The following is a 14,714-nucleotide window of genomic DNA, read 5'->3' as shown; positions in this document are numbered from 1 at the left end:
AGGCTAATGCTTGATCAGAAGCTTGATTAGCTTTAGGACTTGTAAAAATATCTTCTGGAATTTCTTATTAAAATTGTCGCTTTTCTGTTTCTTATTAGTAGCAGATTTTAATCAGCATTTTGTCTGACAGGTCTCATCATCCCGCCTCCATCATCATCATCATCCCCAAAACCAAAAAATAGCCAGGTAATAGCAAATACAGCTAATGCCCCTGATAGCGACAATGCTTGTAACTCGTTCAAAGCTTTTCGGCTGATTTTCACGACCTTAGCCTTTATTTCGTTTTTTTGTTGATGAGGAGAGCTTTCTTTCTGGTTATATTGTCGAAACTTATTTTGATTACTAATGGAAGAATTAGCCAAAAGAGTGGAAGAACTTGAGCGTCGAGTCCAGCATTTAGAAGCAGTGCTGCAATACCAAGCAAGAAAAAACAAATAATCTCTGTTGCCATTAACCAATACCTGGAATGTCAAAAGGGAGTTTGCCCTCCAGTACTACTAAGTATTTTTGGACTGCAGGAATACGAAGTAAAGCTAACGGAACAAAAATATTTAGAACAATCCATGCTCCTCCAACTAATGGAGCCCATTTACCAGCTTTTTTTATAAAGCTCATTCCCTTCTCTTTCTCTGGAGACTGATTCATGTTCTTGATTTATTGATTAAATACTATCTTGACCCCAAACTTACTATTTTTGATCAGGTTAAGTGGAAATGCAATGGGCATTAAGGCTGATTGCGTTGAGGTGCGAATAGAGCAAAGATACGTTTGTTGAGCTCAGAGGCACCATTGATGGTCGACACTCCACCTGAGTATTTAAGAGAAGCGAACTGAATTCTGGTTCCTGCTCCAACATTCTCAATGAATAAGTAGGTTATTCGTCTGATGCGACAAGGATCAATGATATAGGTGCGTCAATTCAGTCGAAACTCCTTTGCATCGTTTAGGTGCCCTAACGGAGTACAAAACCTTTCTACTAGTTACTTGGCCCCAGGCCACCAATATCCAGAAGCTTCTACAAAAGAATCGGTAAAGGAAAAGGGCCCCCTGAGGCCCTTTTTAAATGTCTATTTAAAAGAGTTTTATTGTTTCTACGGTTTCCCTGCCCAAGACGTACGGTCCTACAGAACAATCAAAGAAAGGGAAATTTTAAAATTAATGTACGTCAGGCAATTAATTGAATTGGTCATCAATTGATTGGCTTCTGGGGGGGAGCACTGACGTTTATTATTCAAAGAAACAACCTTCTAAAGCTCAGTATAAAAAGAAGGTTATCCTAAGAAGTTCAAAAAATATAAGAACAAACCACTATCAGCCGTGTAGGAATAATTACTTAAAGTATCTATTTTTTATTTTCTCTAAAGATTAGTTTCCATCGCAATCTTCATCTTTTGGCAACTGAAGCCATCCACTTGTCCACTTTGAGTATGTTTTTAATTCCGACCATGGAACTCTTATAAGAATTTCGTTGTTGTTAACTGGAAATAGTTCTACCCACCGTTCATCTTTTTTGCCTCCATAGCTTTTAACTTCAAAGTGACGATAACCTTCTCTTTTTACTGCTGAGGTCCAAGCTGCATTCGGTGGCCATCTCATTTGGTTTCCTCCTTTCTTCAACCCTTCACTCTTCCTTTATTTTAGTCTAAATTTATACACTTAAACCTTATTTATGTTTTGTATTTTTGTAAACATAACATTTTTAATCTAGAAAGATTCCTTTAACAGATAAATCTTTTCTCTCACTAGGATCTGGATATGTGTTTTTGTATTGCCGAATAGATATAGATGTGCCAATTATTAAGACTAGAATTATTAGAAGATATTTTACTTTGTTTTTCAACTTCTTATTAAATGCTTGATTGTTCTATTGGTTTGTTTTAACCAAGTATCAATCCTATTATGGCCTGTGAATCTACCGCTTCGCTCCATCAAAATATATTTTTATTTTGAACTAGTTTTTTAGCGCAAGCCCCATATCAAGCTATATTGATTATATCAATGAATATTGATCGATATCATTGCCTTCGCGTCCTATGCTTCCATTGCTTTTACGTCGCAGACCTTTGATGAGTTTTGCTAAGAAGAGTATTGTTCTTTCCTCTTTGATTATTCTTGGCTCAGGAGGAAGTGCCCTTGCGGGTGCTCGACTCAGCGGAGCTGGAGCCTCTTTTCCCGCTAAAATTTACACTCGATGGTTTTCAGACTTAGCTAAAGAGCGTGGAGCTCGTGTTAACTATCAGGCTGTTGGTTCAGGTTCTGGTCGTAAGGCTTTCATTGATGAAACCGTTAATTTTGGTGCGTCTGATGATCCGATGAAAGCAACAGATATTGCAAAAGTGACGCGTGGATTAGTTCAAATCCCAATGGTTGGTGGCACTATTGCCTTTGGTTATAACTACGATTGCGATCTTAAACTTACTCAAGAGCAAGCCGTTCGTGTTGCTATGGGTAACATTACAAACTGGAAAGAGGTTGGTTGCCCTGAAGGAAAACTAACTTGGGCGCATCGTTCTGATGGTTCAGGTACTACGAAGGCTTTTACAGATTCCATGCAAGCTTTCTCAAAGACCTGGACTCTTGGTACAGGTAAATCTGTCGCCTGGCCTGCTGGTGTTGGTGGTAAAGGTAATGCTGGTGTCGCTGGCGTTATTCGAAACACTCCTGGTGCGATTGGTTATGTAAACCAGTCATATATTAGAGGTGAAATCAAAGCAGCCGCTCTCCAAAATTTATCAGGAGAGTTCTTACAGCCAACTGCTGAGGCTGGTGCGATTGCTCTTAATGGAATACAACTAGATAAAAATCTAGCCGGAAAAAATCCTAACCCTAAGGCCAAGGGTGCATACCCAATCGCAACCCTTACATGGATTCTTGCTTACGAAACTGGTAATGGTAGAAACACTGATGCCATTAAAGATTCACTTAACTACCTACTAAGTGATAAAGCCCAGGCTAAGGCTCCTTCTCTTGGCTTTGTTCCTCTAAAAGGTGATATTCTTTCCAAATCTCGCGCTGCTGTAAAGCGTATTGGTAAGTAAATTAATTCCTTATAAATTAAAAGGAGGCATTAGCCTTTTATTAATGTCTTTTTTTGCTAGCCAGTCACTTCCTAACTTAAGCTAAAAAAAAGATCTTTAATATGAAAAAAAAAGAATCATTGAATAATTGGAGGGAAATAGTTGGATCACCCATTTGGTGGGTTCCAGTTTCATTACTAGTTTTATTTATTTCGATTGAGGGATTACATCTAGCCGAGCATAGTAAAAACTGTAAAACAAAAGCAGCTTGGATGAATGAAGTTGGACTTGAATATGACCGAGAATCAGAGGTTCAGTAGTATTTCTTTCGTATGATATTCAATTTATTTTTAATTGATATGGGATCTTAGGCTTTTTCAATAGCTATAGCACTTGAAACTGGTGGTAGTCGTAAACTAGTCAACAATGAGATGAATACAAACAAGCTTGAACACCATAAACATAGTTGCATCCCTATAGAGGCATTAGCTCCAAGCATGAATAAGACTCCTGATATGAGAGTACCAATCAGTCTCCCTGCCGCATTTGCCATATAATAGAAGCCTACGTTTAGACTCACGTTTTCCTTGTCCGTATAAGCAAGAACCATATATGAATGTATTGATGAGTTCATTGCAAAAATGAACCCAAATAATATCAATCCAGCTGTAATTGCTATTCCTGGGTTGCTTTGTCGCCATAGTGCTATTGCTATTAGCGCAGGTATAGCAGTTAAGACAGTACTCCAGAATTGAACAGAAGAGACTCCTGGACTTGTTTTCTTTCCCCATAAATTTCTTAAAGACGGTGCAAAAGCTTGGATAAAGCCATAACCTATAACCCACAATCCTAGGAACGCTCCAATCTCAGAAAAATTCCAATTTAAATACGTTTCAAGAAAAACAGGAAGTGCTACTACGAACCATACATCTCTTGCACCAAAGAGAAAAAAACGTGCAAAAGATATTACATTGATCCCTTGAGATTTAGAGAATAAGTCTTTAAAGATGGGTTTGCTTTTCATCTTTCCAATATCTTCAGGCAAAATCAATGTCACTAAAAATGAAACACCTAATCCGGTTGCCATTAATTCAACTGCTTTATTAAAACCAAAACTGGTTAGTAACAATCCACCAAGAAAGAAGCCAACTCCTTTGAGTGCATTTTTGGAACCAGTTAAGATGGCTACCAATTTAAATAATTGATTATTTCCACCATTGTCTTCTGAGGAGTCTGGAACGACTGTTTTGATGGCACTTTTAGCACTCATCTTGTTGAGATCTTTTGCTATACCACTAATTGCTTGAGCAACCATGACATAAATGACACTTAAAAGTTTCGACCAACCACTTGAAACGGGTATCAACATCAATAAGGCACCGATTTGTAAAAGAGTCCCGACCCAAAGTGTTAGACGTAATCCATACCTTGCTCCTATCCAACCTCCATACAGATTAGTAATAACGCCAAGGAACTCATAAAGAAGGAATAAGAATGCGATTTCTAATGTTGTATATCCAAGGCTATGAAAGTGAAAAATCACTAGCATCCTGAGAGCACCATCTGTCAGTGTGAATGCCCAATAGTTGGTCGTTACGATTCCATATTGTTGCCATGCCGTTAATCGCATGTTCTTATTTTTAATCCTTTTCGAGATTTCTGACATAGCTAACGAGATCTGCCATTCGACAGCTATACCCCCATTCATTGTCATACCAAATATAGACTTTCAGTTGAGTTTTATTGACCACCATGATTGAGGGACCATCAATGATTGAACTTCTTGAGTCATTGACATAATCAATTGAGACAAGTGGTCTTTCTTCGTAACCGAGTATTCCTTTGAGATCTCCTTCTGAAGCTTCTTTGAAAACATGATTGACTTCTTCTTGCGTGACCTCTTTCTCTAGTTCAAATACAGTATCTGTTAATGATCCATTGAGTAGAGGAACACGAACCGCATGGCCATTTAATTTCCCTTGTAATTCTGGGAATATCATCCCTATCGCTTTTGCTGATCCTGTTGTTGTTGGAATTAAGCTTTGGGATCCGCTTCTGGCTCTTCTTAAATCTGGCTTAAGTGAATCAACGACTACCTGTGTATTTGTTAGGTCATGGAGTGTTGTAATGCAACCATGCTTAATACCAAAAGCTTGATGAACAACTTTCACAACGGGAGCCAAGCAATTAGTTGTGCAGGATGCCGCTGTTATTAAGCGATGTTTATTGGGGTCGTATAAATCATGATTAATACCGTAGACGATATTTAGAGCATCCTCTCCCTGTATTTCACCTTTAACTGGACATGCAACGACAACTCTTTTCATCCCGAGAGTTTCGAAATATGGATTTAATGTTTGGGGGGTTTTGAATTTTCCTGAGCATTCTAAAATTAACTCTATTCCTTTTTCCTTCAATGGCACTTTTGTGAAATCACTTTCTTGAGAAAAAGATATTGGGTGACCTTCAATACTCAGGTTGTTTTGGTCGTTGCTTATTGCTTTATTCCAACGACCAAGTACTGAATCAAATTCAAGTAAATGCGCAGCTCCCTTTGCATCACCCAATGGATCGTTGATATGTGTAATCTCAATATTTTCTCTACCCCAGAGCGCACTTAGAACAAGTCGTCCTATTCGACCGAAACCATTAATACCGATTCGCATAACCTGTAATTGAGTCAATTGAGTGAATCAACAAAGGACATAAATACTCATATCAATTTATTTTGATATATAGAGGTTTGTCGATGCAAGCCTTTTCTGAAGTTTGTTTTATCATGTGATTATATTTTTCCTTCTGTGATGGCCACAGCGACAAAGAGCGAAGTAGTTCTTGAAAATGCAATGGCCAGGAAATTGCTAAAAGCTTTATCTGATCCATTGCGATTGCAAATCATTGAGTCTCTTTCAGGAGGAGAACGATGTGTTTGTGACTTGATTAATGAAATTGGATTGGCGCAATCGAAAATATCTTTTCATTTAAAAGTTTTAAAAGACGCAGGATTGATTACCGATCGGCAGACTGGTAGATGGGTTTATTACCAATTGAATATTCACTCATTAAATTCTTTGCAATATTGGATAGAACTGCTTAAAGAAAGTTCGCAACAACCATCGCAAGTATGTGAATAAAGCAATCAATTAAAATCTAGCTTTCAATTGATGTAGCTCTATTCAGAATTGTTCTAATAATTTTTAGGTAATTATTTCTACTAGGTATCAATGGATACTCTTTTATGCTTTGATAGTTATCATATTCTTATTAGATCAAGATTTTTTGATATGAGCAAGAAAGTCTCTAAGAAAGCCAGTGCCATTAGAACAGTTTCTTTAGCAGTTGGTTCCCTAAGCCTTTTCGTTATTGCTGTTTCTCAAGTTGTAGATAAAGAAGTTTGTACAAGCAATGCTTACTCGATTGAAAATCAAATAAGACTTTCATGATTTAATTTTCAATCTAAATATTTATAGTGCTTGATTTTTTAGTTGAATTTTTCACGAGATATTTTTATTACTAGTTTGATCATTGTGGGATCCTCTTCGATTGTTGGATATTTTTACCAATTTCAAATTGCTGTTGGATATGCTTTGTTTAACGTGTTGGTACTTCTTGTTTGGTCAAAACTCCCATCTCGTTAAGCTTCTTTCATCTCGAAATTTAAATAAATTATTCTTGGTCTTGTGAATAATCTGCTAGTTCCATTATTTTTTTAAATTCGTCCATTTCCTTATCCGAAACTCCTGTTTTCTCCTGAAGTTCTTTTAACAAAGCTTCTATTTTTCTTTTTATATTTTCTTCAATCAAAATTTTTAATTAAATAGATGCCTGATTATATATTCAATTCACTTTTAAAATGTTTAGAGACGCATTTTTTTGTAGTCAATAAGTACCTATTAATTTGTTAGTCAGTTCAGGCCTGTGCACCATCTGCTACACGCATTGTCATTCCTCCATCCATGTCATCATCATCGTTGTTGTCCAATATTGCTTTTCCAACCTCATAAAGAAGATAAGTCCCAACAATAATTAGAACTATCAGGAAATTAAAATCTCCTGAGTTTGAAGCGTATGTTTGAAATTCACCCATAATTAACCTCTTTTGAATAACCCTCTTCTTTTTTGTTGTGGCTTAGCTGCTCTAGTTCCACGAGACTGCTGCATTTCAGCTTTAGTAATTGGCTTACGATTTTGGAAAGTATCCCAACCAAGTAAAGCCACAGTTCCAATGGCTCCAAGGAAAAGAACTACACCTGGAATTAAATCCATCAAATTTAATTAAGTTCAACAAAGTTAGTGGAATTGTTATTTAGATCGTGGATAAAAAATATTGCTTCAGCTAATAACCCTGATAAATTTTGCTTTGTACGGATGCCCCCTTTACATTCCTTTACTTTTCCTTTACATTCATTCCCATTATTTGAAATTAATTACGTGACTCCAGAAGCAGAAAAGTTTAATGGTTGGATGGCAATGATCGGCTTTATTGCTGCTTTCGGTGCTTACGCAACAACAGGTCAAATCATTCCAGGCATTTTTTAGGTTAATAAATGACTTCTAGTAACCCAGTTTCTGATCAATCAATTGATCCAACTGATAATCAATCAGATGATAAATCAGTAGATCCAACAGGAATTCCAGCTTACAGTTCTGCTTCTAACCAGATCATTACTGAATACGGTAAGCAAAACATGTTTGCGACTCAGGTACAAACTCAATTAGTTGAAAACTATTCCAACTATCCTGAAGAAGCAGAAAAGACCAATGGCCGTTGGGCAATGATTGGAATAATTGCTTTACTTGGCGCATATATCACTACTGGTCAAATTATTCCTGGCATTTTTTAAAAAGTTTAGACAAATCAATCTTCATATAAATCTAGAGATTTTTCTCTAGATTTTTTTGTTTCATCCATGAATTTAAGCTATCTTTAAGTTTTTTCAAAATAAGAAATTACTATCAAAAAATGCTAAATGTAATCATGCTATGAACAATTCCTCCATGATCTCACTTGTCAATTCAAAGTCATTTTTATGACATACGATCACTGACCATTCTTATCAATGGAGCGATTGACCCAATTGCAAGCACAACAAATATAATAAAAATGATTGTTTTTGATTCCCATTTTTCCATAAAAATGATTTAGATAGTGAATAGATATATCTGTGGATTTTTTGTAGTTTTCGAAAAAATTAGTAATTTATTATCAATCATATTAAAAAAAAAGATAATCAGTCTTTACCAGAATTTTTACCAAAACCTGGAATAAAAGGAAACGTTTGATCATCTCCAAGGTCTGGGGCGGTACTAGTATTCGAACCATTCAAGGCATCACTTGATTCTTCGATCACTATGCCCATAGGGTTATCATCATTCATACCAGAATCCATCTGCGCGGCTAATACAGGGTTGATTACAGAAAAAATAGTTGTCGAAGCTATAAAAACAGATAACGCTAAAAAACTAGCAACTCTAAATATCTCTTTGAGCATGAATGTAAATCAGTTATAAACAATCTAACGTCACTATTCCTTCGAACGTGTTAGGTCTGAATACTCAATTAATTAAATTCAGTTAGATAATAGGGGTCGTAGCAATTGTTGAAACTTCTGAGAAGATTGCAACAGCCATGAATATGTAAGGAACTAATTTCATTGTTTTTGTAAATATGTATTAAGCATATATGCTCATCACATAATCAGTGGTAGCTGATTGTACGGTTCTCGCCCCCATTGTTATAAGTAAATTTGTTTGTCGCTATAAAAAAACCTGATAACCAATATCAATTGTTATTACTGTTTTGTTGGATAGCTTTTTTTGCAAGATTCTCTAATTGACCAGGTGAAACTGGCGTAGTTTTGTTTTTCCCTTCTTTTAATCCTCTTATTAAAGAAGTAATTATTGCCAATCCTAAAAATCCACCTAACCCCAACCAAAAAATCCTCTCTATTAAGAGTGCTGTGGGATTACCAATTACGTCAGTTATTTGTTCCATCTTTTGATTTGAGAAGAAAATAAGATCAGAGAAGTTTTTCACTGATTTCGTCTTAATCCATCATAGAAATTACTTGCAGAAATTCATGGCATAAAAAAACCCTCAAATTTGAGGGAGAAGATACTGAGAGATCCCCATCACCCAGTAATTCGAAAATATTACTCGTTGTGTACATATTAAGCAAGCTAATAATTCCAGATATGGGTCTTTTTTTCTGTTTTTTTAATCTTTTCAACACCAGATATGGTAGGGGTTGCAAATTGGATGAAAAACAGTTAAAAATAGAGTCCCCATCATCCAGGCCCGAGGACACCATACCTAGGGTCTTTTTTATTGGAATTGTTTTTTATTTAGAACCCTGAGTATATTAGTGACTCTGAATCTGTGGAAAACTAGACAGATTGAAGTAATTTTTTTACGCAAGTATCGATTCGATAAATACCCACTTCGTGCTAACCGTAACACTAAATGTTTTTAGATCAGTTAGGTTTATGCAATCAATTTTCTGGTACATGTCTGAGCTTCAGCTAGTTGAGTCATTTCCCATTTGGAAAGCTGTTTTATGGTGCTTTTATCCTATGTGTGCTCTAGTTCTAGTAGAACTAATTTCAAGAGCGCTTCCAGACGATGATGACGATTTCGGTGGAGGAAAGATGATTCCTGCCTACCAGCCTGTTCGAGCGAGATAGCTTTAAAAACTGCTCTGCTCACTTATTGAGCTCCAGTCGTTATCGATAGTTAAATGAAAAACAAACAATCCATTTTTATTTCTTGCGTATTCATACATTAGATGTGAGCGAGTAGCGAAGGTTATAAATTCATAGGTTTTAGATTTCAATGTGAGCATTCTGCTCGACCGAATTTACGAAGTTGGACCTGTTCAACGATTTTTTGTATTTGAGGTAATTGCTAGAGTCCCTTATTTTGCATTCCTATCGGTTGTCCAATTAAAAGAGTCAATTGGTTTAAAGACTCCATTAAATCACATGTTTATGAAGCCTCATTTTTTTTCAAGCAATCAATGAGACGGAGCATTTATAGGAGATGGCATTACTAACCGGAATAGATATTGGGTTGATCGATTTCTTACTAGGCATCTAGTGCTCTTGTATTACTGTTAATGTTTTTTTTATTACTTACTATCTCCATCAAATGTATTCGATATAAATATAAAATTGATGAGCATGCGTATGAAACTTAAGCAAAGTATCTAACAGTTATCCAAACGAACAGTGAATATGTGAAATTGCTCAGGATGAGATCAATCATGCGAATGAATTAAAAGAAGCAATTGCTTTGACAAGTTGAGACGCCATCTTTTTGTTGATAATAATGACAATTTTTACTTGTGGTTTTTCAATTATCTAAAGCAAGCATCCCCAATAATTCTGAGCTTCTCGATACGAGTAAGGTTCTCTCTCTTTAGCAATGTTTTTGGGGAAACAGCCAAGCCTAATTTGATTCTGTTTGGCAACGATTCAACTAATGATTCAATATCTGTTAAATCTTCATTAGAAGATGCAATAACATCTTTTGAGCATTCCCAACCTTTGGTCGTAATGATTTGAGGCCATATAAACCAAAGACCGCTAAATGCTCCGAGAATTAAGAAAAACAGATTTCTAATCATTTTTTCTGATTTAATTGAAACTAATCTTTTGATTTGATTCTTTATTTATACCTGAGCAATATGCATACTCAAGACCAGAGACTAGGTTCTGCAATACTCATGACTGCACCATTTTTTTTATTTCAATGTTCTCTTGTATATTTTTCCCTAAGACACCCTCTAAAGCTTGAACTACAACAATTGCTTTTTTAGGATTGTCTTTGCTGACACATCTGAAAATTACCTTTATTCCTTTGGCTGATCTGGCTAGAGCATCGTCTTTGTCAAATTTTCTCTCCTTGATCAAAAGGTACATTAATATCAAATGTATATGCAGTTGTTTCAATCATTAGGTGAAAAATAAAGTTATTTTTTCAATTCAAAAGCTTCTACCTTACTTGCGATTACGGATAATATTTTGATCTAAATCCATAAATAAATTATCAAATGTCTTTAAATATTCTTTGTTAGAGGAATTAATTCACCGTATACCACTCCAGCAAATGATCATCCTCTTTCACTAAAATGAACTAATTAGGAAATGGCTGAATTTACTTTAAATCGAGGAAGTATTTTGAATACGCATCACCATTTAAGATGCAAAAATCGAATAAAAATACCTTAAATTTTTCTGGGTATTCAGCCCAGGTAAAACTTTTTAACTCTTTAAGCTCCTTTTCGCTGAGTTTTTCATATTTGCGTATACGTAAAACCCGTCGTCTAAGTCTTTAGGGATATCTACATTAACAGAGGTTGTTGATTCATTTGAATCAGTGAAAAATGCTTCCTTAGAAGAATCGAAAAATTCAATTTTTTGAAGATCAGTTCTACATCCTTTAGCTTTTTCTCCGAAAATTCTTTTTTGGTCTTGTTTACTTGTTTGTTCTCCCGACATATTGATGGTTTGATTTGAGACAAAAGTCTAATGCCCCAAACTTACTATTTTTGATCAGGTTAAGTGGAAATGCAATGGGCATTAAGGCTGATTGCGTTGAGGTGCGAATAGAGCAAAGATACGTTTGTTGAGCTCAGAGGCACCATTGATGGTCGACACTCCACCTGAGTATTTAAGAGAAGCGAACTGAATTCTGGTTCCTGCTCCAACATTCTCAATGAATAAGTAGGTTATTCGTCTGATGCGACAAGGATCAATGATATAGGTGCGTCAATTCAGTCGAAACTCCTTTGCATCGTTTAGGTGCCCTAACGGAGTACAAAACCTTTCTACTAGTTACTTGGCCCCAGGCCACCAATATCCAGAAGCTTCTACAAAAGAATCGGTAAAGGAAAAGGGCCCCCTGAGGCCCTTTTTAAATGTCTATTTAAAAGAGTTTTATTGTTTCTACGGTTTCCCTGCCCAAGACGTACGGTCCTACAGAACAATCAAAGAAAGGGAAATTTTAAAATTAATGTACGTCAGGCAATTAATTGAATTGGTCATCAATTGATTGGCTTCTGGGGGGGAGCACTGACGTTTATTATTCAAAGAAACAACCTTCTAAAGCTCAGTATAAAAAGAAGGTTATCCTAAGAAGTTCAAAAAATATAAGAACAAACCACTATCAGCCGTGTAGGAATATTTACTTAACATCTATTCCTGATAGGCTTTATCATTCTATTTGTGGTATTAATTAGAAACTTTTATATAAGTATTCCTATTAATTCAATTTTTTTATAGATGTATACCGAAAGGTAATTCCCCTTATCGGTCTTCTCGGTCTCAGGGGCTGATTGGGAGCGGTTAAACTTACATCTGATTTAGTTTCATCAATGTCAAAAGAAATTTACCAAGAAATTAAAAGAATCAGTGGTGAAGAATTAAAAGAGTTGTTATCTAATTTGGATAACGTTTTTGATCTAGGTACTGGCACGTTGTTGGATGAAAGTTATTTGGTGTCAAAAGATTATTAGGTAACTATTTATTGCATTTGTTTTGTTAACTTTATCAATTGGTTTTTTCCCTCTATAGTTAAAAAAATCAATCTAAATGAATCATTTTTTGTCAAACTACGTAGATTTTGTTCAAAGTGTTGGCTTTATATTTATAATTACAATGACAGTTTTAGTAACACGTAAACTATTTTTAGACAATAGAAAAGATAATTACATGGAAGCTGTAAAAATAAAAGTTGAAGAATGAATAATTTGCTAGAACTTAAAAAAAACAGGAAAATGCCAAAAGCTTTTGAAGAGTTTAAATTCTCTGATGATCAAAAAACAGGTGCAGTATCAGTATTTTGGGAGAACGTTCATCTTGCCGCAAAGGCCTTAAAGGAGGATACTAATTGCCCTAACGAGATAATTGCTAGTGGTTTAAGAGCTGTTGCTGCTGAATGGGATTGATGATCTGGTTACGTATAATTTCAGGAGGTTGTAACTTTTAATTTGAGGGGTTCTTATTCGATTTTGGATTCTTTTTTTTCTCTTCCTCTTCTTTATTAAATTGCTTCATTGCTTTACTGCCTATTGCATCTTCGATTAATTCAAAAAACCAAGTTTTAATTGGGTTAGCCATTTTAGCGAATTAGATAGTTAGTGAATAACCAGATAGCAACGATAAACATAGCGACTCTTCCGTGAATAACTTCTGACCTGCTTAGACGAGCAAAAATAGTCATTAAGTACGTTACTATTATCCTTTTATATCAGTACTTCTCTGAATATGCATGGGTAATTGTTGGGATCTTGCTTTTGTTTTTGTTTTTATACTTTTGCTCAATGCTGTTAAATTCTTTTCTATCAGCCTCTCACGCTTTGCACTTTTTCTTTAAATAATTGCTTCTTATCTGTACGTGTATTTACTTTTAATGTTGTGTAAACACGTGGAGCACCTTTACTATGAACCACCTCATGGCAATTCTTTACACATTCAAAAACTAGATCCCACTCCCCTTCAATTGCGGTACCATTTGGACCCAGTTCATACTCGAGCTTATATTTTTCAATAATTGATAAGCATGCCTTTATGTAAGGAGATAATGAGACACCTACTCCTATAGGTACCAAGCAAAGATCTATGCTTACCCACATATCAACAGAAAATGAATGTATCTTTAAAATTTTAGCTTCTAATTTTTTTACTTACATCTTCTGTACTAATAGTTTTTGATAATAAAATTCTCTTTGGTCGGTTATTACTCATATTTTTACGCAGTTGTTTATCTCGTCTTATCTGTGATTTTAGTATATTTAATAAAAAGTTATTTATGGATAATAACAAAATCCAAGTCCTTCCATTTTTCATTATTACTTTCGCTATTTTGATCAGCGGTTTTACCGTTGTATTCACCTGATTGGTTGTATTTACTCTTCCTGTTAGATTAAAAGCCAAATTCAAATCAATATTTTTAAATGAATTTTGCCACCATAGCCATAATTACAGTTATTTGTACTGTATCTATCTACACTATTTTTTTAGTGCTGGGAGCCGGAGGTGTAGCAAAAAACCGGAGAGCTCAAGGTCTTGATCAAAATCAAACAAGTGATCAATAACCGATTTAAAATTGCTTAAATAGTATTTTTTATTATATAAATTATTTTTCTTACCCTCTTCCTTTTTGACAAGTACCTATCAGTGTTCTATTCCTTTGAGGGAATTCAACTGTATAAATACCATGGGTTCCATTTATTTTGTAGATATTTTTAACTCTGTTTCGATTATCTCTGTGCGTAATGGTGTAAGAATTACGTCTAATCAAAGTTCTTCCTTCTTTTTTTATTCCTTTATCGTCAATAACAGATATTAATCCATCCAAATTAATTGTTAGATAGCTTGTTTCCCAATCTGGTTTAATTAGAGCACCTCTATTTATTTCATATTTACCAGTACATTTTAGAAATATTTCTTCCGATCTGCTTTGTTGCAATGGTAGTATAAGTATTCCTGTTAAAAATACGAAAATTAAGCGATACTTGCCTGGTTTGACAGAGTTTATTAAATTTATGAAACTAGTAATTAAAATTTGAATATTTTTATTCATATATCTGTTGTATTAAATTTTGCTTTTTCTACATTTTAATATAAATCCCTATTTTGTAGTTGTTTGTTAGTTACTCACAATTTTTCAACCAGAAAAAATGTCACTGAAACTAA

At 35.0% G+C, this 14,714-nt stretch carries 28 protein-coding genes; 11 read left to right on the top strand and 17 right to left on the bottom strand.

Translation table 11 applies throughout. The annotated features are described in order from the left end of the window. Positions 1–107: 107 nt before the first annotated feature. From AC6EIZ_RS02430 to AC6EIZ_RS02420, 3 genes are all read right to left on the bottom strand, one after another. The gene (locus tag AC6EIZ_RS02430; RefSeq protein WP_498512066.1) at positions 108–458 is read right to left on the bottom strand and encodes a hypothetical protein; all 351 of its coding nucleotides are present in this window, start codon (positions 456–458) and stop codon (positions 108–110) included. Beyond that, a complete protein-coding gene (locus AC6EIZ_RS02425) occupies positions 451–645 on the bottom strand; it encodes a Signal peptidase I (RefSeq protein ID WP_498512065.1) in 195 nt (64 codons plus the stop codon). The genes AC6EIZ_RS02430 and AC6EIZ_RS02425 overlap by 8 nt, the downstream gene beginning before the upstream one ends. A gap of 720 nt (positions 646–1,365) precedes the next feature. After that, positions 1,366–1,596 carry a TIGR02450 family Trp-rich protein gene (locus tag AC6EIZ_RS02420; RefSeq protein ID WP_011823827.1) on the bottom strand — a complete coding sequence of 77 codons (231 nt, stop codon included), beginning with the start codon at positions 1,594–1,596 and terminating at the stop codon, positions 1,366–1,368. Positions 1,597–2,066: 470 nt separating this feature from the next. On the opposite strand from AC6EIZ_RS02420, the gene pstS reads away from it, so the two are divergent. Together pstS and AC6EIZ_RS02410 are read left to right on the top strand one after the other, a co-directional pair. Beyond that, complete coding sequence (gene pstS, locus AC6EIZ_RS02415) at positions 2,067–3,038, top strand: phosphate ABC transporter substrate-binding protein PstS (protein WP_498513166.1); 972 nt, start codon at positions 2,067–2,069, stop codon at positions 3,036–3,038. 101 nt (positions 3,039–3,139) lie between these two features. Beyond that, entirely contained in the window at positions 3,140–3,337 is a 198-nt protein-coding gene (locus AC6EIZ_RS02410; protein WP_498512063.1) for a hypothetical protein, read from the top strand. A 47-nt stretch (positions 3,338–3,384) separates the two neighbouring features. On the opposite strand, the gene arsJ is transcribed toward AC6EIZ_RS02410, so the two are convergent. Next, positions 3,385–4,647, bottom strand: coding sequence for an organoarsenical effux MFS transporter ArsJ (arsJ, locus tag AC6EIZ_RS02405; RefSeq protein ID WP_498513165.1), 1,263 nt, complete (start codon positions 4,645–4,647; stop codon positions 3,385–3,387). Between the two features lie 10 nt (positions 4,648–4,657). Then, positions 4,658–5,683: an ArsJ-associated glyceraldehyde-3-phosphate dehydrogenase gene (locus AC6EIZ_RS02400; RefSeq protein ID WP_498513163.1), complete on the bottom strand. Its 1,026-nt coding sequence runs from the start codon at positions 5,681–5,683 to the stop codon at positions 4,658–4,660. A gap of 138 nt (positions 5,684–5,821) precedes the next feature. On the opposite strand from AC6EIZ_RS02400, the gene AC6EIZ_RS02395 reads away from it, so the two are divergent. Both AC6EIZ_RS02395 and AC6EIZ_RS02390 read left to right on the top strand, forming a co-directional pair. Then, complete coding sequence (locus AC6EIZ_RS02395) at positions 5,822–6,151, top strand: ArsR/SmtB family transcription factor (protein ID WP_498513161.1); 330 nt, start codon at positions 5,822–5,824, stop codon at positions 6,149–6,151. 90 nt (positions 6,152–6,241) lie between these two features. Then, a complete protein-coding gene (locus tag AC6EIZ_RS02390) occupies positions 6,242–6,460 on the top strand; it encodes a hypothetical protein (RefSeq protein WP_498512061.1) in 219 nt (72 codons plus the stop codon). A gap of 223 nt (positions 6,461–6,683) precedes the next feature. Here AC6EIZ_RS02390 and AC6EIZ_RS02385 read toward each other — a convergent pair whose 3' ends face one another. The 3 genes from AC6EIZ_RS02385 to AC6EIZ_RS02375 form a co-directional block, all read right to left on the bottom strand. After that, positions 6,684–6,821, bottom strand: a complete 138-nt coding sequence (locus AC6EIZ_RS02385; RefSeq protein WP_498512059.1) for a hypothetical protein — start codon at positions 6,819–6,821, stop codon at positions 6,684–6,686. Positions 6,822–6,927: 106 nt separating this feature from the next. Further along, positions 6,928–7,104: a hypothetical protein gene (locus AC6EIZ_RS02380; protein WP_498512057.1), complete on the bottom strand. Its 177-nt coding sequence runs from the start codon at positions 7,102–7,104 to the stop codon at positions 6,928–6,930. Between the two features lie 2 nt (positions 7,105–7,106). After that, positions 7,107–7,283 (bottom strand): hypothetical protein, encoded by a 177-nt coding sequence (locus AC6EIZ_RS02375; RefSeq protein WP_498512055.1) that lies wholly within the window; start codon positions 7,281–7,283, stop codon positions 7,107–7,109. A gap of 165 nt (positions 7,284–7,448) precedes the next feature. Between AC6EIZ_RS02375 and AC6EIZ_RS02370 the strand changes: the two genes are divergently transcribed. Continuing rightward, positions 7,449–7,556 (top strand): high light inducible protein, encoded by a 108-nt coding sequence (locus AC6EIZ_RS02370; protein WP_011294533.1) that lies wholly within the window; start codon positions 7,449–7,451, stop codon positions 7,554–7,556. A 149-nt stretch (positions 7,557–7,705) separates the two neighbouring features. Continuing rightward, positions 7,706–7,861 carry a high light inducible protein gene (locus AC6EIZ_RS02365; RefSeq protein WP_498513159.1) on the top strand — a complete coding sequence of 52 codons (156 nt, stop codon included), beginning with the start codon at positions 7,706–7,708 and terminating at the stop codon, positions 7,859–7,861. Between the two features lie 387 nt (positions 7,862–8,248). Here the strand turns inward: AC6EIZ_RS02365 and AC6EIZ_RS02360 are convergent, their stop codons facing one another. Together AC6EIZ_RS02360 and AC6EIZ_RS02355 are read right to left on the bottom strand one after the other, a co-directional pair. Then, positions 8,249–8,509 carry a hypothetical protein gene (locus AC6EIZ_RS02360; protein WP_498512053.1) on the bottom strand — a complete coding sequence of 87 codons (261 nt, stop codon included), beginning with the start codon at positions 8,507–8,509 and terminating at the stop codon, positions 8,249–8,251. Between the two features lie 290 nt (positions 8,510–8,799). Then, on the bottom strand, positions 8,800–9,012 hold the full coding sequence (locus AC6EIZ_RS02355) for a hypothetical protein (protein ID WP_498512051.1): 213 nt from the start codon (positions 9,010–9,012) through the stop codon (positions 8,800–8,802). Between the two features lie 491 nt (positions 9,013–9,503). Between AC6EIZ_RS02355 and AC6EIZ_RS02350 the strand changes: the two genes are divergently transcribed. After that, a complete protein-coding gene (locus AC6EIZ_RS02350; protein WP_498512050.1) occupies positions 9,504–9,701 on the top strand; it encodes a hypothetical protein in 198 nt (65 codons plus the stop codon). 2 nt (positions 9,702–9,703) lie between these two features. Here AC6EIZ_RS02350 and AC6EIZ_RS02345 read toward each other — a convergent pair whose 3' ends face one another. The 4 genes from AC6EIZ_RS02345 to AC6EIZ_RS02330 form a co-directional block, all read right to left on the bottom strand. Next, positions 9,704–9,859, bottom strand: coding sequence for a hypothetical protein (locus AC6EIZ_RS02345; protein WP_498512048.1), 156 nt, complete (start codon positions 9,857–9,859; stop codon positions 9,704–9,706). A 513-nt stretch (positions 9,860–10,372) separates the two neighbouring features. Further along, entirely contained in the window at positions 10,373–10,642 is a 270-nt protein-coding gene (locus tag AC6EIZ_RS02340) for a hypothetical protein (RefSeq protein WP_498512046.1), read from the bottom strand. 97 nt (positions 10,643–10,739) lie between these two features. Further along, positions 10,740–10,937, bottom strand: coding sequence for a DUF3764 family protein (locus AC6EIZ_RS02335; protein ID WP_498512044.1), 198 nt, complete (start codon positions 10,935–10,937; stop codon positions 10,740–10,742). Between the two features lie 342 nt (positions 10,938–11,279). Beyond that, positions 11,280–11,516 (bottom strand): hypothetical protein, encoded by a 237-nt coding sequence (locus tag AC6EIZ_RS02330; protein WP_498512043.1) that lies wholly within the window; start codon positions 11,514–11,516, stop codon positions 11,280–11,282. Between the two features lie 875 nt (positions 11,517–12,391). On the opposite strand from AC6EIZ_RS02330, the gene AC6EIZ_RS02325 reads away from it, so the two are divergent. From AC6EIZ_RS02325 to AC6EIZ_RS02315, 3 genes are all read left to right on the top strand, one after another. Continuing rightward, positions 12,392–12,532 (top strand): hypothetical protein, encoded by a 141-nt coding sequence (locus AC6EIZ_RS02325; protein ID WP_498512041.1) that lies wholly within the window; start codon positions 12,392–12,394, stop codon positions 12,530–12,532. An 88-nt stretch (positions 12,533–12,620) separates the two neighbouring features. Beyond that, positions 12,621–12,761, top strand: a complete 141-nt coding sequence (locus AC6EIZ_RS02320) for a hypothetical protein (protein WP_498512040.1) — start codon at positions 12,621–12,623, stop codon at positions 12,759–12,761. Further along, positions 12,758–12,964: a hypothetical protein gene (locus AC6EIZ_RS02315; protein ID WP_498512038.1), complete on the top strand. Its 207-nt coding sequence runs from the start codon at positions 12,758–12,760 to the stop codon at positions 12,962–12,964. The genes AC6EIZ_RS02320 and AC6EIZ_RS02315 overlap by 4 nt, the downstream gene beginning before the upstream one ends. A 37-nt stretch (positions 12,965–13,001) precedes the next feature. Here the strand turns inward: AC6EIZ_RS02315 and AC6EIZ_RS02310 are convergent, their stop codons facing one another. After that, complete coding sequence (locus AC6EIZ_RS02310; protein ID WP_498512036.1) at positions 13,002–13,136, bottom strand: hypothetical protein; 135 nt, start codon at positions 13,134–13,136, stop codon at positions 13,002–13,004. Positions 13,137–13,360: 224 nt separating this feature from the next. Further along, on the bottom strand, positions 13,361–13,651 hold the full coding sequence (locus AC6EIZ_RS02305) for an MTH1187 family thiamine-binding protein (RefSeq protein ID WP_498512034.1): 291 nt from the start codon (positions 13,649–13,651) through the stop codon (positions 13,361–13,363). 321 nt (positions 13,652–13,972) lie between these two features. Between AC6EIZ_RS02305 and AC6EIZ_RS02300 the strand changes: the two genes are divergently transcribed. Next, positions 13,973–14,113, top strand: coding sequence for a hypothetical protein (locus tag AC6EIZ_RS02300; protein WP_498512032.1), 141 nt, complete (start codon positions 13,973–13,975; stop codon positions 14,111–14,113). Between the two features lie 50 nt (positions 14,114–14,163). On the opposite strand, the gene AC6EIZ_RS02295 is transcribed toward AC6EIZ_RS02300, so the two are convergent. Continuing rightward, a complete protein-coding gene (locus AC6EIZ_RS02295) occupies positions 14,164–14,601 on the bottom strand; it encodes a hypothetical protein (protein ID WP_498512030.1) in 438 nt (145 codons plus the stop codon). Between the last annotated feature and the right edge of the window lie 113 nt (positions 14,602–14,714).

It is taken from the genome of Prochlorococcus sp. G4PB16 (assembly GCF_059772465.1).
This window is presented reverse-complemented; position numbering and strand designations above follow the sequence as displayed.

Bases quoted from the DNA above. Each gene is read 5' to 3' on its own strand.
- AC6EIZ_RS02360 (WP_498512053.1), bottom strand. From the start codon at position 8,509: ATGCTCAAAGAGATATTTAGAGTTGCTAGTTTTTTAGCGTTATCTGTT.
- AC6EIZ_RS02340 (WP_498512046.1), bottom strand. From the start codon at position 10,642: ATGATTAGAAATCTGTTTTTCTTAATTCTCGGAGCATTTAGCGGTCTT.
- AC6EIZ_RS02425 (WP_498512065.1), bottom strand. From the start codon at position 645: ATGAATCAGTCTCCAGAGAAAGAGAAGGGAATGAGCTTTATAAAAAAA.
- AC6EIZ_RS02345 (WP_498512048.1), bottom strand. From the start codon at position 9,859: ATGCTCACATTGAAATCTAAAACCTATGAATTTATAACCTTCGCTACT.
- AC6EIZ_RS02355 (WP_498512051.1), bottom strand. From the start codon at position 9,012: ATGGAACAAATAACTGACGTAATTGGTAATCCCACAGCACTCTTAATA.
- AC6EIZ_RS02420 (WP_011823827.1), bottom strand. From the start codon at position 1,596: ATGAGATGGCCACCGAATGCAGCTTGGACCTCAGCAGTAAAAAGAGAA.
- AC6EIZ_RS02410 (WP_498512063.1), top strand. From the start codon at position 3,140: ATGAAAAAAAAAGAATCATTGAATAATTGGAGGGAAATAGTTGGATCA.
- AC6EIZ_RS02365 (WP_498513159.1), top strand. From the start codon at position 7,706: ATGTTTGCGACTCAGGTACAAACTCAATTAGTTGAAAACTATTCCAAC.
- AC6EIZ_RS02315 (WP_498512038.1), top strand. From the start codon at position 12,758: ATGAATAATTTGCTAGAACTTAAAAAAAACAGGAAAATGCCAAAAGCT.
- arsJ (WP_498513165.1), bottom strand. From the start codon at position 4,647: ATGCGATTAACGGCATGGCAACAATATGGAATCGTAACGACCAACTAT.
- AC6EIZ_RS02375 (WP_498512055.1), bottom strand. From the start codon at position 7,283: ATGGATTTAATTCCAGGTGTAGTTCTTTTCCTTGGAGCCATTGGAACT.
- AC6EIZ_RS02325 (WP_498512041.1), top strand. From the start codon at position 12,392: ATGTCAAAAGAAATTTACCAAGAAATTAAAAGAATCAGTGGTGAAGAA.
- AC6EIZ_RS02395 (WP_498513161.1), top strand. From the start codon at position 5,822: ATGGCCACAGCGACAAAGAGCGAAGTAGTTCTTGAAAATGCAATGGCC.
- AC6EIZ_RS02390 (WP_498512061.1), top strand. From the start codon at position 6,242: ATGGATACTCTTTTATGCTTTGATAGTTATCATATTCTTATTAGATCA.
- AC6EIZ_RS02350 (WP_498512050.1), top strand. From the start codon at position 9,504: ATGCAATCAATTTTCTGGTACATGTCTGAGCTTCAGCTAGTTGAGTCA.
- AC6EIZ_RS02310 (WP_498512036.1), bottom strand. From the start codon at position 13,136: ATGGCTAACCCAATTAAAACTTGGTTTTTTGAATTAATCGAAGATGCA.
- AC6EIZ_RS02400 (WP_498513163.1), bottom strand. From the start codon at position 5,683: ATGCGAATCGGTATTAATGGTTTCGGTCGAATAGGACGACTTGTTCTA.
- AC6EIZ_RS02300 (WP_498512032.1), top strand. From the start codon at position 13,973: ATGAATTTTGCCACCATAGCCATAATTACAGTTATTTGTACTGTATCT.
- AC6EIZ_RS02295 (WP_498512030.1), bottom strand. From the start codon at position 14,601: ATGAATAAAAATATTCAAATTTTAATTACTAGTTTCATAAATTTAATA.
- AC6EIZ_RS02335 (WP_498512044.1), bottom strand. From the start codon at position 10,937: ATGTACCTTTTGATCAAGGAGAGAAAATTTGACAAAGACGATGCTCTA.
- AC6EIZ_RS02330 (WP_498512043.1), bottom strand. From the start codon at position 11,516: ATGTCGGGAGAACAAACAAGTAAACAAGACCAAAAAAGAATTTTCGGA.
- AC6EIZ_RS02305 (WP_498512034.1), bottom strand. From the start codon at position 13,651: ATGTGGGTAAGCATAGATCTTTGCTTGGTACCTATAGGAGTAGGTGTC.
- pstS (WP_498513166.1), top strand. From the start codon at position 2,067: ATGAGTTTTGCTAAGAAGAGTATTGTTCTTTCCTCTTTGATTATTCTT.
- AC6EIZ_RS02380 (WP_498512057.1), bottom strand. From the start codon at position 7,104: ATGGGTGAATTTCAAACATACGCTTCAAACTCAGGAGATTTTAATTTC.